A 22,381-nucleotide genomic window follows, 5' to 3' on the forward strand; every position below is an offset into this window, starting at 1 on the left:
ACGTTTAATGTATCAATGGGATATATGATAAGCTTGTGTTGAACAAGTGGTACATTTAATTATTGCTCAATTGATTCCTTAACCATCCACTTTTTTCTTTTTCCTAAAGAAATCAAATATAAACCAGGCCGCCAATAGGATCAAGAAGTACTTAAAGTAGGAGGTAGGCTCGCCTTCTCCGTTCACAGTGGTAAAGACCCTATCCCACCTTACTTTCCAGTTACTCATGCCGTCGTTGATGCCATCAATACTCATCCATATAAAAATAGGGGTGCCAACAATGTGGTCTTCAGGGACATAGCCCCAGAATCTGCTGTCTTCGGATCTATGTCTGTTATCGCCCATCATCCAATAATAATTCTGTTTAAAAGTGTAGGAATTGGCAACTTCACCATTAATGAGGATTTGGTTTCCGTTCACTTTAATGTCATTTCCTTCGTATTCCTTAATTATCTTTTCATAAATGGGAAGTACTTCCATGTTGAGGGGAACCGTTTTTCCCTCTTCAGGAATATATATTGTTTCCATATTGTCCACAGTGCCTGAATGTGCTGCATTTTGAGGAAAAATGGAAGTGTCGGGATTTCTATATGAAAATTTGTCGATTGAGCTAATCCCATCCTTACCTGTATAATTTCTGGCCTCTTCCTCGGTTAAATTAAAGAGCGCCATATTCTTCATGTCTTCGGACTTTAAATAGTCCTTTACCTTTTGGTTACCTACGTTACCGGCGTAATAGGTGTAGGATGAATCGGATTTTATTAATTCCAGATTCATGGCATTTATTACTTCGGTGGCCCGTTCCTGTTGGAGGGAGGCGTTGGGTACCCGTATAACATTTCCTGATAGGTTCTCCCTGCCCAAAAGCTCAATAGCGGCATTCGAAAATTGTCCGTCTACGGTAACCGTATGCAGGAATTCAGGTTTTGCCCTATAGGGTAAAACGGTTTTTTCTCCGTTGATATAAACATAGCCATCTTTAATGGTCAAGGAATCTCCAGGTACTCCAACACAACGCTTTACATAGTTGGATTTTTTATCGATGGGTTTGCGCACTCCCTTCTGTTTTTTAAAGAACTGGTAAACCGTATCTGCCGGCCAGCTAAAAACAACAATGTCATTGCGCTTTACTTTCTTAAATCCAGGAAGCCTTAAATATGGGAGCTGTAATTTATTCCATATCGAAGTCTTATAGGTTTCAGGATCAACATCGGCCACGTAGGATCTGGTCTTAAGTACGGGCAGGGTATCGTGAACCATTGGTGCGGCTACGGTAGTCATAGGTATCCTTGCCCCATAATGAAATTTACTCACAAAAAGGAAGTCGCCCACCAATAGGGTTTTTTCCAAGGAACTGGTAGGTATAACAAAGGGCTGGATCAAATAGGTATGGACCAAAGTAGCGGCCACAATGGCAAATACAATGGAACTGACCCATTCACCGAGTGCAGTCTTGGGATGAATGTCCCTGTTTTCAATATATACAACCTCCTCAAAATAATTCACATAATAGATGTACAGGCCTAAGGTTAATATGGCCAGCCAGGTATCCAATAAACTATTTTTTCCAAAACTTCTAAGGGTTTCCACCCAGACTACAGGAAACATCAATAAATTAATGATAGGGATAAAAAGCAAGATTACCCACCATTTTGGCCTATTGATAATCTGCATCAACACAATGGCGTTATAAACGGGGATTGCAGCTTCCCATGCTTTTCTTCCTGCCTTTACATATAATTTCCAAGTGCCTAAAAAATGTATCACCTGAATAATCAAAATAAAAATAATCCACTGAGTGCCGTTCATATTGGTAATTGTTATTTAAGGATTAACGGTTGTAAAGTATTTGCCTATCCTTAAGTCATTATAATTTGTTCTTTGTTACGTTATTTAACGAAGGTTTAACACGTCTTTCATAGTGAAAACCCCAGTTTTCCCAACGATCCACTCTGCTGCAATAACTGCCCCTAGGGCAAATCCTTCCCGGTTATGGGCGGTATGTTTAATTTCAATGCCATCCACTTCGCTTTCATACGAAACGGTATGGGTTCCGGGGGTATCGGCTATACGCTTGGCGGTTATGGGAATTTCCTTGTCCCCGGCACTGTCCAATTTCCATTTGGTGTAATTGGTATTGGCTATAACGCCTTCGGCCAGAGTAATCGCAGTTCCGCTAGGGGCATCCAATTTTTGGGTATGATGGATTTCCTCCATGGAAACCTGATATTGGTCTTGGGACGCCATCAATTTGGCCAAATAGGAATTCAGCTCAAAAAATAGATTGACTCCTAGGCTAAAGTTGGAGGCATAAATGAATGCTCCATTATTTTTTTTACATAGTTCCACGGCTTTTTGGTAATCCTGAAGCCAACCGGTAGTTCCGGAAATTATGGGAACATTGTTTTCCAGACAGTTTTTAATGTTGCCATATGCGGCGTTGGGCATACTAAAATCGATGGCAACGTCAATTTTGGCAAAATTTATTTCCGTAGCATCCAAATCAATTTTGGCTACAATATTATGGTTTCTTTTTAGGGCGATCTTTTCAATCATTTTACCCATTTTACCATATCCGAACAAGGCAATATTCATAAATTAAAACTTAATGGTTAATGCCATACCATAAACAGGTTTGGCGGTAATAGCGTCCATATCCAAATATGGTTTTAAATCCATACTAAGGTCATCATCCACGTTAAATTGTTTTAAATGTGAATCAACGTTGGCATCTATAATATTTAGGGCGTACATCCCAATGGTGACAAGAAGCCATAGATCCCGGTCTTCCTGATATCTTTCCTGGGCACTTTCCAACGCGGCTTCCGAAAAGTCAGGATCTGCCCCTGGCGCATTGGGGGTTCCCAGATCATAAAATTCATCGTCAGTAAAACCGGCCTGGCGGCGTTTAAAAGCTGTCCTAAAACGGTCATATAGGTCGTCGTTGTAAATATAGCCATATATGCCGCCACCAATTATGGCGTAGACTATAGGGGCTTTCCAATAGCGTCTGTTATATATTTGGCCAAGTCCGGGAAAAACAGCGGAGTAGAAGGCAGCCTTACTTGGAGCCAATGGATTGATGGCCTTTTTTCTGATTTTAAGTGTGTCGACCACGGTAATCCCCTCTTTTTTAAGAGAGGTTGTAATAGAATCGGATGCCTGGGTAGTGCTTTCTTTCTCTTGCGCTAGTCCAAAGCTGATGACAAGAAAATATATAGCCAGTGATACAAGATATTTACTCACCCGTGATCAATTTTTTTAACCGATTGAATTCTTCCTTGGAGTGAAAGGGGATAGTAATTTTTCCTTTACCTTTTTCTGAGGCCTTAATATCTACTTTTACCGATAAATAATCTGAGAAAGCACCAAGGTTTTTGCTGATAAAATCAGGGCTTATGGGAGCTTTCTTTGGCTCCTTTCCAGCGGTGGCCGTGACCGATGTTGCCTGGGTATTGCCTTCCTGATATTCCTTTACCGCTTTTTCTGTATCCCTTACCGATAGGTTTTCACCTACAATTTTTTCGTAAAGGGCAATTTGGTCCTGTTTTTTTTCCACATTTACCAATGCCCTTCCATGGCCCATACTAACAAAACCGTCACGTATACCGGTTTGAATAATGGGATCCAACCGTAGTAATCGCAAATAGTTGGTAATGGTAGATCGCTTTTTTCCTACCCGTTCGCTCATTTTTTCTTGGGTCAATTGAATCTCGTCGATCAATCTTTGGTAGGATAGTGCTATTTCAATGGGATCTAAATCCTGTCGTTGAATATTTTCAACCAAGGCCATTTCTAGGGACTCCTGATCGTTTGCAATACGGATATAGGCCGGTATGGTTTCCAGGCCAATTAATTTGGATGCCCTGAACCTACGCTCCCCTGAAACTAATTGATATTTGTTGAAATCGAGCTTTCTTACGGTTATTGGCTGTATTACCCCCAGTTCCTTTATGGAAGAGGCCAATTCCTGTAATGCTTCATCATTGAAATTGGAACGGGGCTGAAATGGATTCACATCTATAGAGTCCATGTCCAACTCCACAATATTGCCCACTACCTTGTCGGCGTTCTTGTCGCTTGCCGACTGAATATCGTTTTCCGGGTCTTTCAATAGGGCCGATAATCCGCGGCCCAACGCTTGTTTTTTTATCGCTTTCGCCATTATACTGTCTCCTTGTTTTTCACAACTACTTCATTTGCCAAATTTAAATAATTGGCAGCTCCTTTACTACTGGCATCATATTTAATAATGCTTTCACCATAACTGGGGGCTTCGCTCAACCTTACATTTCTTTGTATTATGGTGTCGAAGACCATTTCCGAAAAGTGCTTTTTTACCTCTTCCACTACCTGGTTGGATAGCCTTAATCTGGAATCGTACATAGTAAGCACCATTCCTTCGATATCCAATTCCGGATTGTGTATTTTTTGGACACTTTTTATGGTGTTTAATAATTTGCCCAATCCTTCCAATGCAAAATATTCACATTGTATGGGAATCATTACAGAATCGGCCGCAGTTAGGGCGTTTAATGTTAAAAGACCTAGGGAAGGTGCACAATCTATAAGAATATAATCGTACTGGTCCTTAAGATGGCGAATGGCATTTTTCATCATATATTCCCTATCGTCCTTGTCTACCAATTCTATTTCAATGGCCACAAGGTCAATATGTGCCGGGATAAGATCTACATTTGGGGAGGAGGTCTTAATGATGGTTTCTTCGGCGGTTTTGGTATGTTCCAATAGTTGGTAGGTTCCCAATTCAATACTATCTACATCCAAACCTAGTCCGGAAGTTGCATTAGCCTGGGGGTCAGCGTCTATTAGTAATACCTTTTTTTCCAATACACCCAAAGAGGCGGCCAAATTTACCGAAGTAGTAGTTTTTCCTACACCACCCTTTTGATTAGCAATAGCAATTATTTTGCCCATTATCATAGTAAGTTAGGGGGTAAAAATACGATTATTTAAGTTGTTATAAAATGTAATTTGTTAACACTGGGTGAATAACTGTAGTCTTTGGAGTTAAAGTACGTTAAAGTTGTATGGTATTTGTAGTCAGTTAATTACAGGTTTATTGTTTTTTTTGGAATCACTTATACACAATTTATTAAATGGGACACAATTATTAATAGGTACAAGCCTCAATGTAGGGAAATTGTGGCAGCAGGTACCAAATAGGAGGGGTCATTGTCCAAATATCTGCCACTTAAGCTTATTCCCTGATTTTGATCCAAGGCCGGTATACCAGTTTTAAGCCATTTCGTCCGGTATTGGACCTAAGGTATTATATGCTTAGAATTTTCAAAATTTCGATGGCCGTATCGCTTATTTTTGTTCCGGGACCAAAAATGGCAGCGGCACCTGCTTCCAATAAAAAGTCGTAATCCTGTTTAGGTATAACCCCGCCCACAATTACCATAATATCTTCGCGCCCATAGGATTTCAATTCCTGGAGTACCTGTGGTACCAGGGTCTTATGTCCACCTGCTAAGGACGAGATCCCTAAAACATGTACGTCGTTTTCCACGGCTTGTTTTGCCGCTTCCGCAGGAGTCTGGAACAAAGGGCCAATGTCCACATCAAAACCTAGATCGGCATATCCGGTTGCCACAACTTTGGCACCACGGTCGTGACCGTCCTGCCCCATTTTGGCAATCATTATCCTAGGTCTACGGCCTTCCTGCTCGGCAAAACTGTCGGCCATTTGCCTAGCTTTGTCAAAGCTGTTATCCCCTTTTATTTCTTTTGAATACACTCCGGTAAACGAATTTATAATGGCCTTATGTCTTCCAAAGGCGTTTTCCAAAGCTGTGCTGATCTCGCCCAACGTAGCTCTTGCCCTGGCTGCCTTTATGGCTAAAGCTAATAAATTTTCTTCTTCTACGGTATTTATGTTGGCTGTTTTGGCAGAATTCGGTTTCATCCTTTCCTTTGCAACTTTGGTAAGTGCCAAAAGCAATTGTTGAACTTCCGGCTCATTTCTATTTGCCCTTACCCTTTGTAATCGTGCCAATTGCTGTTTTCTGACCTCGGCATTATCCACTTCCAATATTTGCAGATTATTCTCCGTTTTTGATGGGTATTTGTTAATGCCAACAATGATATCTTTGCCACCATCTATACGGGCCTGTTTTTTTGCGGCTGCCTCTTCGATCCTCATTTTGGGGATTCCCGCGTCGATTGCCCTGGTCATTCCCCCTAATTCTTCCACTTCATTTATGAGGGCCCACGCCTTTTGAACGATCTCTTCGGTTAATTTTTCCACATAATAACTACCGGCCCAAGGGTCTACAGTTTTGGTGATTTCGGTCTCTTTTTGCAAATATAATTGGGTGTTCCTGGCAATACGTGCGGAAAAATCCGTGGGAAGGGCTATGGCTTCGTCCAAGGCATTGGTATGTAGACTCTGGGTGCCACCAAAAACCGCTGCGGCCGCCTCTATGGTTGTTCTGGTAATATTGTTGAACGGATCCTGTTCGGTAAGGCTCCATCCGCTGGTTTGACAATGGGTCCTTAGGGTAAGGGATTTCTCATTTTTTGGGTTAAACTGTTTTACCAATTTCGCCCAGAGCATTCTTCCGGCCCTCATTTTGGCGATTTCCATAAAATGATTCATCCCTATTCCCCAAAAGAAGGATAATCTTGGAGCAAAATCGTCTATTTTCAACCCCGCCTTTAAACCGGTTCTAATGTATTCCAGTCCATCGGCCAAGGTATAGGCCAGTTCTATATCTGCCGTGGCCCCGGCTTCGTGCATGTGATAACCGGATATACTAATGCTATTGAATTGGGGCATGAACCTACTGGAATATTCAAAAATATCGGCAACGATCTGCATTGATGGGGCAGGGGGGTAGATGTAAGTGTTCCTTACCATAAATTCCTTAAGAATATCGTTCTGTATAGTTCCCGAAAGATCCTTTGGTGAAACTCCCTGTTCCTCTGCAGCTACGATATAAAAAGCCATTATGGGCAACACTGCTCCGTTCATCGTCATGGAAACCGACATCTCATCCAATGGGATATCTTGGAACAAAATTTTCATGTCCTCCACAGAATCAATGGCTACACCGGCTTTGCCCACATCGCCTACCACCCTAGGGTGATCACTGTCATATCCTCTATGGGTTGGTAGATCAAAAGCAACGGAAAGTCCTTTTTGTCCTGCCTTGAGATTTCGTCTGTAAAATGCGTTGCTTTCCTCCGCTGTCGAGAATCCGGCATACTGCCTTATAGTCCAAGGTCTACTAACGTACATGGTGGTATAGGGTCCACGCAGAAAAGGAGGAATGCCTGCGGCAAAATTTAAATGCTCGGTACCCTCAATATCTTCCTTGGTATAGTTTTTTTTCAGTATTATTCCTTCTGCGGTCTCATATGGCAAAACAGGGTCCTGAACCGGAATGTTCTTTTCCGGAACGGACTTCAGTTGAATATGTTGAAGGTTTTTTCTTGCCATGGTTATTTTATGTCTTATTCTGATCTATACTTGTCCGTTGGGAAATAAAATACTTTTTGAAATCGTCGCAAGGAGCACTTATTCGGTTTTCAATCGCTGCTGTTCCCATTCTTCGGACAATCTTTTTTCAATTATGGGTTCAATCAAGGTTTTGCGGGTATGGGTTTTAACAAAGGGATATAATTCCAAGCTATCCTTCATTTTATCCGATCTGGAGGCATATCTATTGGTGCCTACGAGAATTTTATCACCTTTCATAAAACTGTCCTGTTCCTTGGAGGCGCTTTCCTTTATTTTTTTTTGAATGTGATGAGCCTTCAATTGCACAAGAAATCCACCACCCGCTTCAATTTGTTTAAATTGATCCAATGCTTTGGAGGAAAGTTGATGTGTAATGGACTCTATGTAATAGGCTCCATCGGCCGCATTGTCCACCTTGTCAAAATAACTTTCATTTTTTAAGATCAACAGTTGATTTCTGGCCATACGCTCCCCAAATTCATTGTCCTTATGATATATAGAGTCATATGTCATATTCAATATCGTATCTGCTCCCCCTAAAATAGCCGACATACATTCTGTTGCCGTGCGAAGCATATTGGTATTGTAATCGTACAAGGTTTTATTTCTCAGAGTGGGTGTGGCAATAATATGGCAATACTCCAAAGCTCCATATTCCCTGGCAAGCGTCCCGAACAAAATTCGTAAGGCCCTCAGCTTTGCTATTTCAAAAAAATAGTTGCTCCCAACCGCCACCTTAAAGGTTGTTACAGTATTTTTTAACTTGTCCTTGTGGTGGTTGTTTAAATGGTTCAGGTATTCATTGGCATGCGCAAGGGCATAGGCCAATTGTTGAACCAGATCGGCTCCGGCATTAGCGTAGAGTGCCATATCCACTCCCAAGGTTTGTTCATGATTTAAATTTAGAATTTCACCTAATATTTTATGATCTTGATCAAGGTTGTAATGCCAGTTGCCATTTCTGGCCAGATGACCAACAATATCGATGTTGGTAAAGACTTTTTGAAGATGGTTTTCTGTGACTGTCAAAAGCGATTGCACGTATTGGACGGACAGAAATTGTAGATCAAAATGGATAATTGTTTGGCCAAGATCTATTTCATTAAGCAGTTGATGAATATTTATTTCTGAGGAAGGAACGGTAAAACAGATACATTCTGCCCCTCTCGTTATGGCATCCAAGGCTTTTTTGTTGGCCAGTTTGGCATTCCCGGCGTATATGCCCTGTGCTGTGCTCCAGCCTTGGTTTTTTGGCTTTCCGGATAATCCTATGGCCTTTAGGTCTTCGGAGTTGTAGAAGGGCTTTACTTTAATGCCCTCGGGAGATTCCCAAACCAATTTATTGTTGTAATCCTCTCCTTGCAACTCATACTGGATCTTTTGCTTCCAAGCCTTGGAAGAAATCTCGTTAAAATCGCTAAAGAGTTCGGATTTATTCATCACCCTTGGTTTTTATACTATCCTCGTACTCAATTAAATAAATTTCTTCATTTTTCTTTTTTATATAATACTGTTCCCTTGCAAATCTTTCCAACTCCTCTGGGTCCGATAGCTTTTCGATAATTTTTTTATCCTTGGCAATTTCTTCATGAAGAAATTCTTTCTGTTTTTCCAGATTATTAATTTGTTTTTTAAGCTCCCAATGTATGAGGAGGGAGTTGGTGTCGAAAAAAACCATCCAAACCACAAAAACCGTCAGCACCAGTACATACATATTAGTGACCACCCCAAACCATTTTTTCTTTCTTATCCCCTTTATTCCCATTGGTGTTTAGCTTAATTTTTCGTTGATAATGGTCCTTACAATGTCTACCGCCACGGTATTGTACTTGTTGTTTGGAATTATAATGTCCGCATATTCCTTGGTAGGCTCTATAAACTGATTGTGCATGGGTTTAAGGGTGTTTTGATATCGTGTTAAAACTTCATCCAAATCCCTGCCTCGCTCAGTGATATCCCTTTTTAAACGCCTAATCAATCGTTCGTCCGAATCGGCATGTACAAAAATTTTAATGTCGAACATTTCCCTGATCTGGGGATTGGTCATGATAAGGATACCTTCTACGATCATCACTTTTCTTGGATGCGTTAGAATGGTGTCGTTGGTGCGGTTGTGTTTAACAAAAGAGTAAACAGGTTGGTGAATTGGTATCCCCTGCTTTAAATCTTGTAAGTGGTTGCCCAGCAATTCAAAATCTATGGCACGGGGATGGTCAAAATTTACCTGTGAACGCTCGTCATATGATAAATGGGACAGATCACAATAATAGGAATCTTGGGAAATAACCCCAACTTCCTCAAAAGGCAACTCGTTTATTATTTGATTTACAACGGTAGTTTTTCCACAACCCGTTCCACCCGCAATACCAATAATCAACATGTTTATATAATTTGTTCCAAAAATAACAATTTGCAATCAAACCGTAATAATTAAAATGGATGCCCCTGTATTTACAAGTAATCTTTTTATGGGCATTCAGCGTAAGTATAGGAAGTAATTGGGAAGACTATAATTTTTAGGTTGGTGGGTGGATTTTTATTTCCCGGATCTTGAAATAATTTAACAGGCACAAATCAGAAAATGACAAAAATAGCGTTATATTCTTTAAGTTATTTTTTTATTACAGCCCCAAAAAATTAACAAATTTCCAAAGCTAATTTGGAATATCTTTGATGGGGTTGGAGGGTGGTTCTTTTGTTATAACGATTCATTTTATTTGGCAATAAACAGTACTTTAGAATTTATATAATGGGTAAAATTTATTTTGAATTGCAGACACGTATATTTGGAATATTATGTGTTGTTTTTTGTTCTAGTTTGGCAATTGCACAAAAGGACTTGCCCATTAGTATAGACGATTCCAAAATAAAGCCCTTGCCCAGTTTGGTAAATAATGAATTGCAAAAAAGTTTGGAAAAGGAGCTTATGTCCAATCCCGGCTGGAGATCTTTAATGAACAACAACAAGATGGCTGTTGGAATAGTAGACCTCTCCAATCCTGAAAATGTAAAATATGCCAGTATTAATGGTGATTATATGATGTACGCTGCCAGTTTGCCTAAAATAGCAGTACTCTTATCCTCAATGGATGCCATTGAAAAAGGGGAACTTAAGGAGACTCCGGAAATTAGGAAGGATATGCGTTCTATGATTAGCAAATCCAACAATGAGGCAACTACGCGAATGATAGATCGTTTGGGATATGACAAAATACAGTCCGTTATGACCGATCCAAAATATATGTTCTATGATGAGAGTCGGGGCGGTGGATTATGGGTCGGGAAAAGATATGGAAGTGGTGGGGATACCAATAGGGAGCCCCTAAAGAATTTGTCGCATGCCGCCACAGTAGACCAAGTGTGTAGGTATTATTATCTCTTGGCCAATGGTAAATTGGTAAATAAGGGCCGATCCAAGCAGATGTTGGATATTATGGGAGATCCCGAACTACATCATAAATTCGTAAATACCTTGGACAATATCGCTCCCGATGCCAGATTGTACAGAAAGTCGGGCTCTTGGAGAACCTTTCATTCCGATTCCATTTTAGTTTGGGGAAATAATCCCAATCGCCGCTACATTTTGGTAGCTTTGATAGATGATGCGGGAGGTGAGCAAATTATTCGGGACTTGGTAAGACCAATAGAAAAGGTGCTAAAGGCAGAGCGGGTGCATTTTGCCGTTAACTAATTCTATTGAGAAGATTTCCTTTTGTTTATTCGTTAAATGTCTGCCAATAAAGTAATTTTGGCCCTAATCTTTTATGGATCGGTTTTGGATAGGAGTGCTTTTGGATACCATTAAAATGCATAAAACTTGAACTACCTAATTTCATTTGTTAGAACCGTTAAAACCTATCTTTTAAGGGCTTTTGATTTAAAAGAGGAGGAACTGACCAAAACGCTTCTGCTTCAATTAAATATATTCCTCATTATTACGGTTTTATTGATAGTAAAACCAACCATTAATTCCCTTTTTCTTTCTGAACTCTCTTCGGAAGCATTGCCTTTGGGCTATGTTTTAACAGCAATAATGGCGGTTGTGGGCTCTTTTTTTTACGATAGGGCCCTGGAAAAGTATCCATTGAATATTATAGTGGACCGCACTTTATTGGGCTCCGTTATTTCTTTGGTAATATTTGGGGTGGCCTTGAATTTTAATCTGGGTTACGGTCTGGCATTGTATATACCTTATATCTGGGTGGCCATTTTTGGACTGTTGACAGCTTCCCAGTTTTGGGTCATGGCCAATCTGGTTTATAATGTTAGGGAAGCCAAGCGCGTATTTGGCTTTATTGGTGCCGGAGCTATTGCCGGTGGAATATTTGGGGGATACCTCACTTCTTTGTTGACCAATATCCTTTATACGGAGGATTTATTGTTTGTTGCCGCCGTTTTGTTGATGTGCTGTTTGCCCATTACCCGTTATATCTGGAAAAATGAAGTACTGAAACTCAACCCTTTCCAAGTATCGAACCGTTCCAATCCCAAATCCGAGTCCCCTTTTAGACTTATCAAGCAATCCAAATTACTTAGCTTAATTGCAGTAGTTATCGGAATAAGCGTTTTAGTGGCCAAATTGGTAGATTACCAGTATAGCGATTACGCCTCCAGGTTTATTAAAGATCAGGATGAGTTAACATCTTTTTTCGGATTTTGGTTTTCTACCTTGAGCGTTATCTCCCTTTTGATACAGCTGTTCCTCACCAAGCGTATAGTAGGAACTTTTGGTGTGGGCAAATCCTTGCTTTGGCTGCCTTCGGGAATATTGTTGGGCTCTTTTTTGTTATTGGTAGTGCCACAACTTTGGGTAGTGGTATTTATAAAAATTGTGGACGGAAGTTTAAAACAGTCTGTAAATAAGGCAGCCACGGAATTACTATCCATACCCATACCCATAGAAATTAAAAAAAAGACCAAAACATTTACGGATGTGGTTGTAGATAGCATAGCTACCGGGATGGCCGGGTTTATTCTAATCTTTTTTATAAATGGTCTGGAAATATCATCTACCTACATTAGTATAATAATAATAGGGCTAATTCTAATCTGGTTATATTTTATATATCATTTGAGGAATGAATATATAATTTCTTTTAAGAGCTTGCTGGATTATAATCCGTCGAAAAAAGAGAAGGTTGGCAAATCGGAAATAAAGATCACATCCATTATAGATACGGTAATCCGGGTATTTGAAACGGGGAACGAAAACCAGATATTGCACATGTTGCATAAAACACTGGAAGTAAAGGATGAACGTTTCTTTATGGCAATCAAAAATCTGTTGGGGCACCCTTCTGCCAAGGTGAGGGCTTTGGCTATTGAAAATCTTTATTTTTTGAACAAGGAAAATTTATGTTCTACAGTAGAGCCCATGATCTATGATATGGATCAACAAGTGACCACCGTTGCCTTTCGGTATTTATTGAAGCGCTATCAACAAAACCCCGTGGAACTTTTGGACAAATACCTATCGGTGGAGGACAATACCATTGCCAATGCGGCCCTAATTGGCTTGTCCATGGAATTGCGCAATAATAGGGTGATGCAGGACCGATTTGGTTTGGAACAAAGAATTGAAAATACTCTAGCCCAGTTATCGCCGAACTATACCGATCAGGAAAATATCCATAAGATATTGGCCATTTTGGAAACCATTGGAAATGCCAAGGTAGAAAGTTGCTACCCTGTAATAAGGGAACATCTATATTCCGATAATGTTCTGATTGCAAATACTGCGATTTTAGCGGCATCAAAAACACTGGACAAAGAGTTTATAGAACCAATAGTTTCCAGGTTATCGGGCAAGGAAACCAGGAAATCGGCAATGGAGGCCCTTTACTATTATGGAGAGCCCATTATGGATATTTTGTTTGAGGGCTTGAGAAAGGAAAGCATAGACCCTGACGATAGTGCCTATGTGGTTATGGTTATTGGAAAGTTTAATTCTCAAAAGGCCATCAATACCTTGATGAAACTTACTGGGGATATGGAACACACAGTGAAAATAGAAGCTATTGAAGCCTTAAAACACTTAAAGTGGAAATATCCCCACCTTCAAATTAGGGATCGGTTTATTGTAGATAAGATCTTGGACGAGTGCCATCTGTATCAAAGTACCCTGTCCGTGATCCATACCCAAATAGTATTGCAGTACAAGAAGAACCCTGAAAAAATGGAGACCAAGGAAGAAAATGAAGCCAGAAATGGCCTTATCCATTTATTGGAACTGAGATTGGACAGGCAATTAAAACGAATTTTTCAATTCTTGGGGGTAAAATACCCGCCACAGGATGTAGACCCCATTTTAAATGCCATTTTAAAAGGTCAGGAGGAGCAACGTTTACATGCCATTGAGTTTTTGGACAATATTCTGGATATTCAGCTAAAAAAGGAATTGATTCCTGTTGCGGAATCCATTTTTCAAGTGGGGGTCATTTCGGAAGAAAATCTAAAAAATCTGAATGTTAAGGTACTTAGCGAATCAGAAAGCTATTTGGCCCTATTGAAACGAAAGGATATTAAACTTAAACTGGCGGTACTTTACTTGATTGAAAAAACCAAGGACCCTAAATTTACTCCCCTTTTGGAAATGGTTTTGGCGGATCCCAATGAAAAGGCACGAAAAAAGGCGGCCGAAATCCTGGGTAACCATTAAAAAATTAGCGTCTAATAATTTTGTCGACGCTACTGGCCAAGGTCATGTGGTCCGTTGCTGAATTCTTGCGCAAGACGTTGGTCATAAGCACTACCATATATTTGCAATTGTCAGGATGTTCTACAATGGCCACGGAATTCATATAGTTGGTTACGTTGCCCATATATTTTCCACAGCTTTCGCCTGTACTTCTATCACATTTATAGAGACTGCCCGATTTAAAATAGACGGCAGCAGGCTTTAGGGCTGTGGATTGTGCATATCTGATCCTTCGGTCCGTCATATACATAAGTCGTTTCATTTCCAGGCTCGATTCCTGGTCCACCACCTTGCCTTGCTCCATCTGTATCAAGAATTTCATCAATCCCACAGGAGAACCAATACTGCCCCCTTTATCGCCTACATAGCGGTTGGGGCCTGAAGTAAAAAAGCTCCCTAAACGCCATTCGTTTGTTGTTATTCCCAGTTCCCGTAGGGGCAGGTTTACCACGTCATTGGCCAAATCTGTCAATTCCTTTTTTGGGGTTGTGGTGAAGTAGGTATCCGCTTCTTCCTGGGTCAAGGTGGGGTACGATTCTCCGAAGGCGGCCATCAATAAGGCTTCCCGCCATACAATGCTCGCTGCCCCGTTGTTACTAACGGATAACATGTGGTCTGCCCATTCAAACAATGTAAAAACATCACTGGCTATGACTTGCCTTTTCACTAGCTTATTGGTTTCTACATTAAAAATAGGAACGGTATGTTCATCCGTTAGTCCCCAAACGCCCGATTTCACTGATTTGGAACGCAAAAGCTCCAGTCGCTTTTCAAAGGAATCCGGATATATATTTTTCAATTGGGTGAACAAAGCTACCATTACGGCCAGTTTGCCAACACTGCCCGGTTGATAGCCGGAAGTTTCGTTTCGCTTGGCATATCTAATACTGTCAATATCAGAAATATCCAATACGGTAATGGAATAACTCTTGTCCAACCCCCTAAAAAGCGCATTGATATCCTTTTGGAATTGCTCATCTACGTTTAGGAAGGTGGCTGTACTGTCCTCCTTTTTTGATATTAGGTTCAATTCAATATCCATGTAGGACTTTTGGGCCCCTGGAGGGATAACAGTGGTCGATTTAATCTCTCCACTTTTAACAAGCTCTATATACTTCAACCGTTTGATTCCAGTATGTAAATACCCATCAATGGGGTAGTAGCTCATGGTGGTAAAGGCCGAACATATCAGCAATAAAACAATATATTTAATATTCTTTTGCATCCTATATTTTTTTAGAAAGGGGAATGTTTTTGTCCAAATCGATTTTTGGCGTAATAGATTCCAAATAATCGGAGCTTAACGCTTTTTTATTTTCTACAAAAGGGCGTATTTGAAACAGCCACAACTTATTGTTCTGGAATCCCAATTCCACGTCATAGGCCCCTGTATAATCCGATTGGGTTGCAGAGGGCATAGTTTCGCGAATGGTTTTGGCCAATGCACTTATTTCCTCCATATTTTTTTGGTTGAGGATGAAATTCTCAAAGGTGGACATTTTTTTCTCCGTTCCTCCGGTTGCGGGAAGGCGATTATGGTACATTTCCCTGGCGGGTGCCAAAAGTTGGGCGCCACCGGTATCCTTGATCAGATAAGTTTCTGCCGATTGGCCATCTACAGCACCCCCTGCCCCCCTGCTAAAGGCTATGGTAAGATCATCAGGATTACCGGAACTTATGCCCTTGGTGATCAATACTCCGGAATAGTCCACATCCACACTGGGAATTATTAAAATGGAGGGGAAAACATTTTCCGGATTTAGGAGGTATTTCTGGCGCCATTTAAAACTGCGTTCAGAGTAGGGGGATGCCCATACATCCTTAATTCCAGATATAATTTTTTCCTTGGCCGCTACGTTGAAAATGGTAAGGTTTAATCCAGCACCGGTAAAATTCTTCAAATCCTCCATGTTGGTGTCACTTCTCAGGAAAACTGGAATTTCCCCCATCTCCTTACCCAATACCTCTTTGAACCCATTTTCCAGGAGGGCAATGAATTGGGGTTTCATGGGCATTTTTTTAATGGCCTCCCTCAAGATTTCCAATTGCCGTAATTGATAGCTTTCAACCTCTCCTTCAGATTTGCCTTCGGCCCTCATTTTTTCGGCCTGCTTAAAGGTGGAGTTTAAAAATTCCCAATAGCTGGCTTGCGCACCGGGCATGGTTTGGTCCATATGGTCCCTAAAGATTCCGAAGGGAATCACCAGACCTTCGACTACCATTTCCGGGAACATTTTTTTTAACTGTCCCAAGTTGGCCGCTTTTGGACCGCAAAGTTTACCGGAATCGTCTGCGTCCACTGCCCTAAGGTTTAATATGGCATTTTGGTCCAGGCGTATATTCTCAATGGGTACTTTAATTCTTTCTTCTTTGCGCTCTATTTTAATGAACAAATGGCGTTCCTCCTCGGACATGTCCTTTTCCAACTTCATAATAATGTTGCCCTTGTTGGATACCGCATAAAACACTTTTTCTCCGTTGTATTTTTTAAGATCTTTAAGGTTTTCATCGCCCAGGGCGGCATTGGGAATACCCATATTCCGAGCCAGCAATTGCACATGGGATACCATGTTTCCTTCGGATACGGTAGCAATACCAGCTACCGGTTTAAGATCGGAAGGTGGTCTTTGAAAAATATAAATCTTGTCCGAGGATACTTCTATTTCATCTGGGGAACCACCTACTACTACCAATTCACCAAGGGCATAACCAGGGTTTAGGCCCCGTAGGCCACTTTGGTTGTCTATGTCCATGACCTTATTGGTCAAAGCGGATTCCTGGGCGATGAGATCGCCCAATTCTCCTACAGTCTGACCTAAATGTAGGGCAATGGAACCTCTAATTCTATCATCTATAAAACCATATGTCTTAGGTTCAAAACCGGTATAAATATCCACGATATCCTGATAATTGGCCTTTACCATGGAAGAGCTCCATTCCACTTCCCTACGTGCATTTTCCAATACTGTGGTTAGTTGCCCAAGGGACATGGTACTGCTGCCGGATCCTTTTAGCGATAAATTGAGTTGTTCCCATTCTGCCAGTTCTATATAACCTGCACCGGCATTCGCCATTCCCAAATAACAAACCTTGTCCAATAAACCGTTTAGATCTTGTGGCTGCCACTGGGGAGAATTTTTAAATATTACTTCTTCCAACTTCAGGGAGGCGTCCAATAACTGGAGGCGGGCCGATGCATTTTCTTCTTTTAAGATGGCCTGTCTTATATTTAAAAGCAATTCGGCCGTAGCGGGAATAAGCTCTGCAGCATTTGTTTCTCCACTGTAACTACGGGTAAAATCTTTGATGGAAGCCCCGATAGGGCTGTCTTTAACAAGGGGAGTATTTTTCTGAATTTGCGCAATATCTACAGGTTTGTAGAAACTGGCCATGGCAGACACCAGAGCATCTATTTTTGTTTTAACCCCATTGGTTAGTTTATGGCTGTTTTTAGATCTAAAGTCCTTTACTTTATTAATATCCCCAGCATCTGGCCGACTATGGATTTTGACCCTTAAATCCATGAATTCAGGGATTAAATCCGATATTACTTTGGAATCGCTCCTTATTTTTTGGGCCAGATTGTCATCGCCATTATGTGGAATATCCTTTAATGATTGTCGAACGAGATAAAAATGTTTGATTAAATTCTCGGTGTTGGACAACAGCCAATTGTAAAAATCCAAACCCCAGGCCTCTTCGTCCTCTGCCTGTGTAGCCCCACGATAGTACTGCCCCCTTTCAAGGATCCAGCCATTGTCAACGGTTCTTAAATACTTGTCCAATTGGTACTGCTTAAGGCGGGAATGATTATTTTCTGCGTCCCATAATTCCTCTTTGGAAGTGTAGGATAAAATTTGACCTAAAAAAAGGTGGTTGCTCTTTCCTAAGTCGATAACCGAGCTTTTATAGGTGGCGTGTTGTACTCCAGGTCCAATATTATCGGGACAAGGGTCTTTGGGTTGGCGTATGCTCCCATCTGTACAGAACCAACGAATTTCTTTGTAAGGTCCGCGGATATCCTTTTTGTAGGAATTGATCAAATCCTTTATTTCCTCATTGCCCAGTTTTTGACCCGGACTTAGCAGTGGAAAACAAAAAAGAAGGATATATATAAATGTATGTTTTTTCATAGCGTTGTAATGGCAGTTCCAAAGTGTATTCAAATGTAATACCAATTTTAATGCAAATATAGATTTAAGCCGAGTTTCCCTGGCCTAATCAATAAAACCATGCCAAAAGGGGAGGAGTGGTCATGGTGTAAAGTCGGTAAAGCTATAGAATATAAGAAATTGAAGGAAGGTTTACAAATTACGTCATTGTGGTTTCTATGCCCTAAGCATCAGCTTTCAACCGATGGTCTATTACAATAACGGGTTTTCTGCTCATTTTGGGAAATCGCAATTCCTGTAGGGTTTTAAAATCGTGGAATTCAATTTTTGGGAGTACCCTTAGTTTTGCCCTGAAGTGATCCTTGATGGTCTGTAATAAATCATTGGTAGGATTGGCGGTAGCTATTTTAATACAAATTTCATCGGTACCTATGTCGTTATGGTCTATTTCGATAACAAAGGCGTCTATATCATTAAAAGAATTAAGTACGTTGTACATGGCCGGAGGATAGAGTGTAGTACCCTTGTATTTTATCATTTGTTTTTTCCTACCTATCACTGGGCCTAAGCGTGGTGTATTTCTCCCACAGGAACATTTGGAGGTGTGGGCTTGTACGATATCGCCGGTTTTAAATCTGAGTAAGGGCATGCCTTCAACCCCTAGGGTAGTAATGGTGAGCTCCCCTGGCATTCCTTCACCAACCTGTTTACCGTCATCGTCCAGAATTTCAATAATGATCAATTCCGGGTGATGATGTCCGCCTTGCCTTGCCTTGCATTCGGTAAAGGCCGTACTCATTTCTGTGGATGCGTAGGTGGAATATAGGGGAATATTCCAATCTTTCTTTATTTTGGCAGCGAGGGTGTTCAATGAAAAATCTTCGTTGCGCAATGATTCCCCGATACATATGGCTCCTTTTAATCCAACCTGGTTGGGGTCTATTCCGTGCTGATGGGCATATTCTATGAGTTTCAATAAAAAAGACGGGACCACAATTAGGTAGGTTGGTTTAAATTTAAGAATGGAATCCCATTGAAGCTCAGGTATTCCTGCGCCTACCCTGATAATTCCTGCCCCCAGTTTTCGGACTCCCAAAAAATACGCCAACCCTGCCATAAACCTTCTATCCATGGTTGTCGTTAATTGCAGAATATCGTCTGAGGTAACACCGGCACAGTCAAAAGAGATGGCCTCGTTATAGGCCAAACGATTAAGGTCATTGTCCGTAAGGGCAAAGGTTACAGGTTCTCCCAAGGTACCTGATGTAGTTACGTAGTCTATTATCTTGTGTCTATCCACACATAGGAAATCATCATTGTATTGTTGTAGATCTTCTTTGGAGGTTGTGGGCAGTTTGGCTAGGTCGGCCAACGTTTTTATATCGCTGGCCTGTAGATTGTTTTCCTTAAAAATTCTTTTATAATAGGCAGAGTTTTGGGTAATATAGTTGATAAGCTCCCTTAAACGCTGTTCTTGTAAATGTTGTATTGCCTCTGCCGATGCTTTTTCAATTTCAGGGATCATTATTGTAGTTTACGTTTTAATCTTCGAATATACGAATGTACCAAAGCTTTCTCGGGAACTGTGGTAATTTCTTTTGTGCTTGCTTCCAAAAAGTCGTTGAGGGCTGCCCTATAGTATTTTTTATTGTAATTATAGAGGCCCACCCAATAGTGTGTTTCCCAAAATTCAGGATTCAATCTTTTGAATTCCTCAAGAAATTTAGGAGGCAAATGTTTTTTGTCTTTGACCGCTTGTTTTATTTGATCAATTTCTATGCGATACTTTTCATAGTTTTGATAAGCTTGGGTATACAGAAAACTATCCTTTTCAATGTTTTTGCCAGGGATGGAAAGCGCTGATCCTTTTCTGTTGTTTAAACTGTCCTTAAAAACTTTGTTTAGGTCATAGGCCACAAATTCGCCTAATTGGTAGGGATTTGAAGAGACCCAGACCAATCGCTGCTCTGGCTTAAAAACAATTCCATGATGGGCCAATAATTGGTTTAACGCCTTTTCATTGCCGTACCCAATATCGTTGTCCCTAAGGCCTTGCTTATTTCTAAGGATGTCCACCGCAATTGTTGGGGTTATTTTTTTATGGTTTCCCAAAAGTTCTTCCATACGTTCATATCTGTATTTGGAATGACTTTCAAAAATGTGTTTTTGGTTGTTTTTGTCTTCGGCATAGGCATCACTCTGAAAGTGGTTGGAGCATATCAATTCGTTGGAATTGGGAACTTCATAAACCCCAAAATTATGGGGAGAGACTTCGATTATCATCGCCTTTTTATCCCGGGCACTGCCCACGAGAATGGATTCGGATACAAAAACCTGTCGTTTTTTAGCGATGCTTATAGCTTCCTCCAAAGTAGCGGCATATTGTAATATTTCTCGGGTAAGGATGCTGATAGGCGTCTTTGCAACCAAGGGAATTTTGGATTTTCCCGCATTGATGGTAACCGTTAGTCCGTGCTCGTTCATCCCCGAGACCACTCCTGTCATACCAGCCCAGGTAACGGACATAAATTTGTGGCCTTCGGTGGGATCTTGGAAGGAAATTATTTTGTTTTTAGCAAAATCGTCCCCAGCGTAAAAGTCAAAATTGCGACCAAGGATTAAACTTCCGTCTTCGGATTTATTGCCCCAGACGGCAAAGGAAGAACAACCAACAAGGGCCAAATCTTGAAGGGCATGCCCTATATCATGGGCACCGTGAAGGTAAAGCACCCTAGAATAGGGATCTGCTATGTCGTTAAAGTTTGGGGAGGCATATCTGGATAGTCCCCAAATTTCTGCTTTAATTTCCTCGGGAATGTTCTTGTACATTTTTCTATTGTACCATGCCAAGAATTTTCTCAGGAAGTACCTTTTTGTTTTAGAGGGCACCAGTTCCTCTACCTTGGATAAAAATATGGCTTCCTGTTGCTGAAATAGCTCTTTAGTAAGCGCTCCCGTTATTAATCCCCTTTGCAAGGGATCTCCGGAGACATAAAGCTCCCAAAGTCCTTGCTTGTTTTTAAACAGGGAGTTATTGGAATAAACATAGGAAGTATCCGAAGTTTTTGTTATTTCAGGAATTTGACTGTTGTAGTTACTTAAATCAGGTCTATCCTTCAGGGATTTTGAAATCCCACAAGAACTAAAAAGTCCAAGAATAACAGCAATACAAACAATCCATTTTATCCGGTACATCCTAATTCCCTGATTTATTCTTTTCCAAACCTATTATTGGTTTTTATCAGCATCCTTTTCTCTTTATAGTCTACCCACTTTTGACCCCAAATTTTTCTCATTGTATTTTCAAACGGTCTCATAAAAAATAAATTTCCAAACATTTTGGACAACAATAAAGGGTTTTTGGGCAAGGCCCTTAAGGTAATGGAAAATCCGCCATCGAGGTATTTAATGTAGTGCCAGTAACCACTGGGCATATAAAGGGCGTCCCCATGTTTCATTTCCACATATAGCCCTTCTGCCTTTTTTAGGGCAGGATAGCGATCAAAATCTGGATCATCCATATTTATGGATTCCAAATTATGTACGGAAAAAGGAACCTTGTACAGGTATTTTGTCTGTTCGGGCGGAAATAAAAGAATGCTTTTGTGTCCGTGAAAATGAAAATGGAGTAGGTCTGACAAATCCATGTCATAATGGGGAAGCACAGCGGAGCCTTCACCACCAAAAAACATGACCGGCAGCCGTTTAAAAAATTTTAATCCAATTTCCGGGTAACGTATATCCTTAATGAGTTCGGGCATTTTATCCAGGATATTATAGAAAAAAATACGAAGGTCCGTTGGTTTGGATTTTAGGATTTCCAGGTAGTCGTACAGTTTCATTTCCGTTACGGGGGCAGCGGAGTTTTGTTTTCCTTTGGTAGGTTCATTGTTGTACAGGGGAACCACCTGGTCTCCTGCCTTTTTCTGTATGTAATCTATATTCCATTTCTTACGGGCTGGCCAATCCGAGGTGAGGTTTTCAATTAAAACAGGGCGTTGGGTTTTGTAATATTTATTGATAAAATCCTCCTTGCTAATAGAACTGACCCTTGTTATAGGAATTGTTTTAATCTGTCCCATA

General features: G+C 40.7%; 16 protein-coding genes. 2 read left to right on the forward strand and 14 right to left on the reverse strand.

Going from position 1 to position 22,381, the window contains the following annotated elements:
• Positions 1-78: 78 nt before the first annotated feature.
• The 9 genes from lepB to udk form a co-directional block, all read right to left on the reverse strand.
• Positions 79-1,809 (reverse strand): signal peptidase I, encoded by a 1,731-nt coding sequence (gene lepB, locus C7972_RS08445; RefSeq protein WP_110355766.1) that lies wholly within the window; start codon positions 1,807-1,809, stop codon positions 79-81.
• 84 nt (positions 1,810-1,893) lie between these two features.
• Complete coding sequence (gene dapB / locus C7972_RS08450; RefSeq protein ID WP_110355767.1) at positions 1,894-2,595, reverse strand: 4-hydroxy-tetrahydrodipicolinate reductase; 702 nt, start codon at positions 2,593-2,595, stop codon at positions 1,894-1,896.
• A 3-nt stretch (positions 2,596-2,598) separates the two neighbouring features.
• On the reverse strand, positions 2,599-3,246 hold the full coding sequence (locus C7972_RS08455) for a DUF5683 domain-containing protein (RefSeq protein ID WP_110355768.1): 648 nt from the start codon (positions 3,244-3,246) through the stop codon (positions 2,599-2,601).
• Positions 3,239-4,165: a ParB/RepB/Spo0J family partition protein gene (locus tag C7972_RS08460; RefSeq protein ID WP_110355769.1), complete on the reverse strand. Its 927-nt coding sequence runs from the start codon at positions 4,163-4,165 to the stop codon at positions 3,239-3,241. Before C7972_RS08460 ends, C7972_RS08455 begins: the two co-directional genes overlap by 8 nt.
• Positions 4,165-4,938 (reverse strand): ParA family protein, encoded by a 774-nt coding sequence (locus C7972_RS08465; RefSeq protein WP_110355843.1) that lies wholly within the window; start codon positions 4,936-4,938, stop codon positions 4,165-4,167. Before C7972_RS08465 ends, C7972_RS08460 begins: the two co-directional genes overlap by 1 nt.
• A 355-nt stretch (positions 4,939-5,293) precedes the next feature.
• Complete coding sequence (gene scpA, locus C7972_RS08470; protein WP_110355770.1) at positions 5,294-7,468, reverse strand: methylmalonyl-CoA mutase; 2,175 nt, start codon at positions 7,466-7,468, stop codon at positions 5,294-5,296.
• A gap of 78 nt (positions 7,469-7,546) precedes the next feature.
• On the reverse strand, positions 7,547-8,929 hold the full coding sequence (locus C7972_RS08475) for a methylmalonyl-CoA mutase subunit beta (protein ID WP_110355771.1): 1,383 nt from the start codon (positions 8,927-8,929) through the stop codon (positions 7,547-7,549).
• Positions 8,922-9,254: a septum formation initiator family protein gene (locus tag C7972_RS08480; protein WP_110355772.1), complete on the reverse strand. Its 333-nt coding sequence runs from the start codon at positions 9,252-9,254 to the stop codon at positions 8,922-8,924. Before C7972_RS08480 ends, C7972_RS08475 begins: the two co-directional genes overlap by 8 nt.
• 6 nt (positions 9,255-9,260) lie before the next feature.
• Positions 9,261-9,869, reverse strand: coding sequence for a uridine kinase (udk, locus tag C7972_RS08485; protein ID WP_110355773.1), 609 nt, complete (start codon positions 9,867-9,869; stop codon positions 9,261-9,263).
• Positions 9,870-10,238: 369 nt separating this feature from the next.
• On the opposite strand from udk, the gene C7972_RS08490 reads away from it, so the two are divergent.
• Positions 10,239-11,180 (forward strand): serine hydrolase, encoded by a 942-nt coding sequence (locus tag C7972_RS08490; protein WP_110355774.1) that lies wholly within the window; start codon positions 10,239-10,241, stop codon positions 11,178-11,180.
• A gap of 126 nt (positions 11,181-11,306) precedes the next feature.
• Positions 11,307-14,147, forward strand: a complete 2,841-nt coding sequence (locus C7972_RS08495) for an Npt1/Npt2 family nucleotide transporter (RefSeq protein ID WP_258364798.1) — start codon at positions 11,307-11,309, stop codon at positions 14,145-14,147.
• Between the two features lie 4 nt (positions 14,148-14,151).
• On the opposite strand, the gene C7972_RS08500 is transcribed toward C7972_RS08495, so the two are convergent.
• From C7972_RS08500 to C7972_RS08520, 5 genes are all read right to left on the reverse strand, one after another.
• Positions 14,152-15,411 (reverse strand): serine hydrolase, encoded by a 1,260-nt coding sequence (locus C7972_RS08500; RefSeq protein WP_110355775.1) that lies wholly within the window; start codon positions 15,409-15,411, stop codon positions 14,152-14,154.
• 1 nt (position 15,412) lies between these two features.
• Positions 15,413-18,319, reverse strand: coding sequence for a PEP/pyruvate-binding domain-containing protein (locus tag C7972_RS08505; RefSeq protein WP_110355776.1), 2,907 nt, complete (start codon positions 18,317-18,319; stop codon positions 15,413-15,415).
• Between the two features lie 202 nt (positions 18,320-18,521).
• Positions 18,522-19,823 carry a phenylacetate--CoA ligase family protein gene (locus C7972_RS08510; RefSeq protein ID WP_110355777.1) on the reverse strand — a complete coding sequence of 434 codons (1,302 nt, stop codon included), beginning with the start codon at positions 19,821-19,823 and terminating at the stop codon, positions 18,522-18,524.
• Positions 19,823-21,493 (reverse strand): C45 family peptidase, encoded by a 1,671-nt coding sequence (locus C7972_RS08515; RefSeq protein WP_110355778.1) that lies wholly within the window; start codon positions 21,491-21,493, stop codon positions 19,823-19,825. Before C7972_RS08515 ends, C7972_RS08510 begins: the two co-directional genes overlap by 1 nt.
• Positions 21,494-21,507: 14 nt before the next feature.
• Positions 21,508-22,380: a cupin-like domain-containing protein gene (locus C7972_RS08520; protein WP_110355779.1), complete on the reverse strand. Its 873-nt coding sequence runs from the start codon at positions 22,378-22,380 to the stop codon at positions 21,508-21,510.
• Position 22,381: the final 1 nt, after the last annotated feature.

The sequence above is a fragment of the Arenibacter sp. ARW7G5Y1 genome (assembly GCF_003201775.1).
In the GTDB taxonomy this organism is placed as follows: Bacteria; Bacteroidota; Bacteroidia; order Flavobacteriales; family Flavobacteriaceae; genus Arenibacter.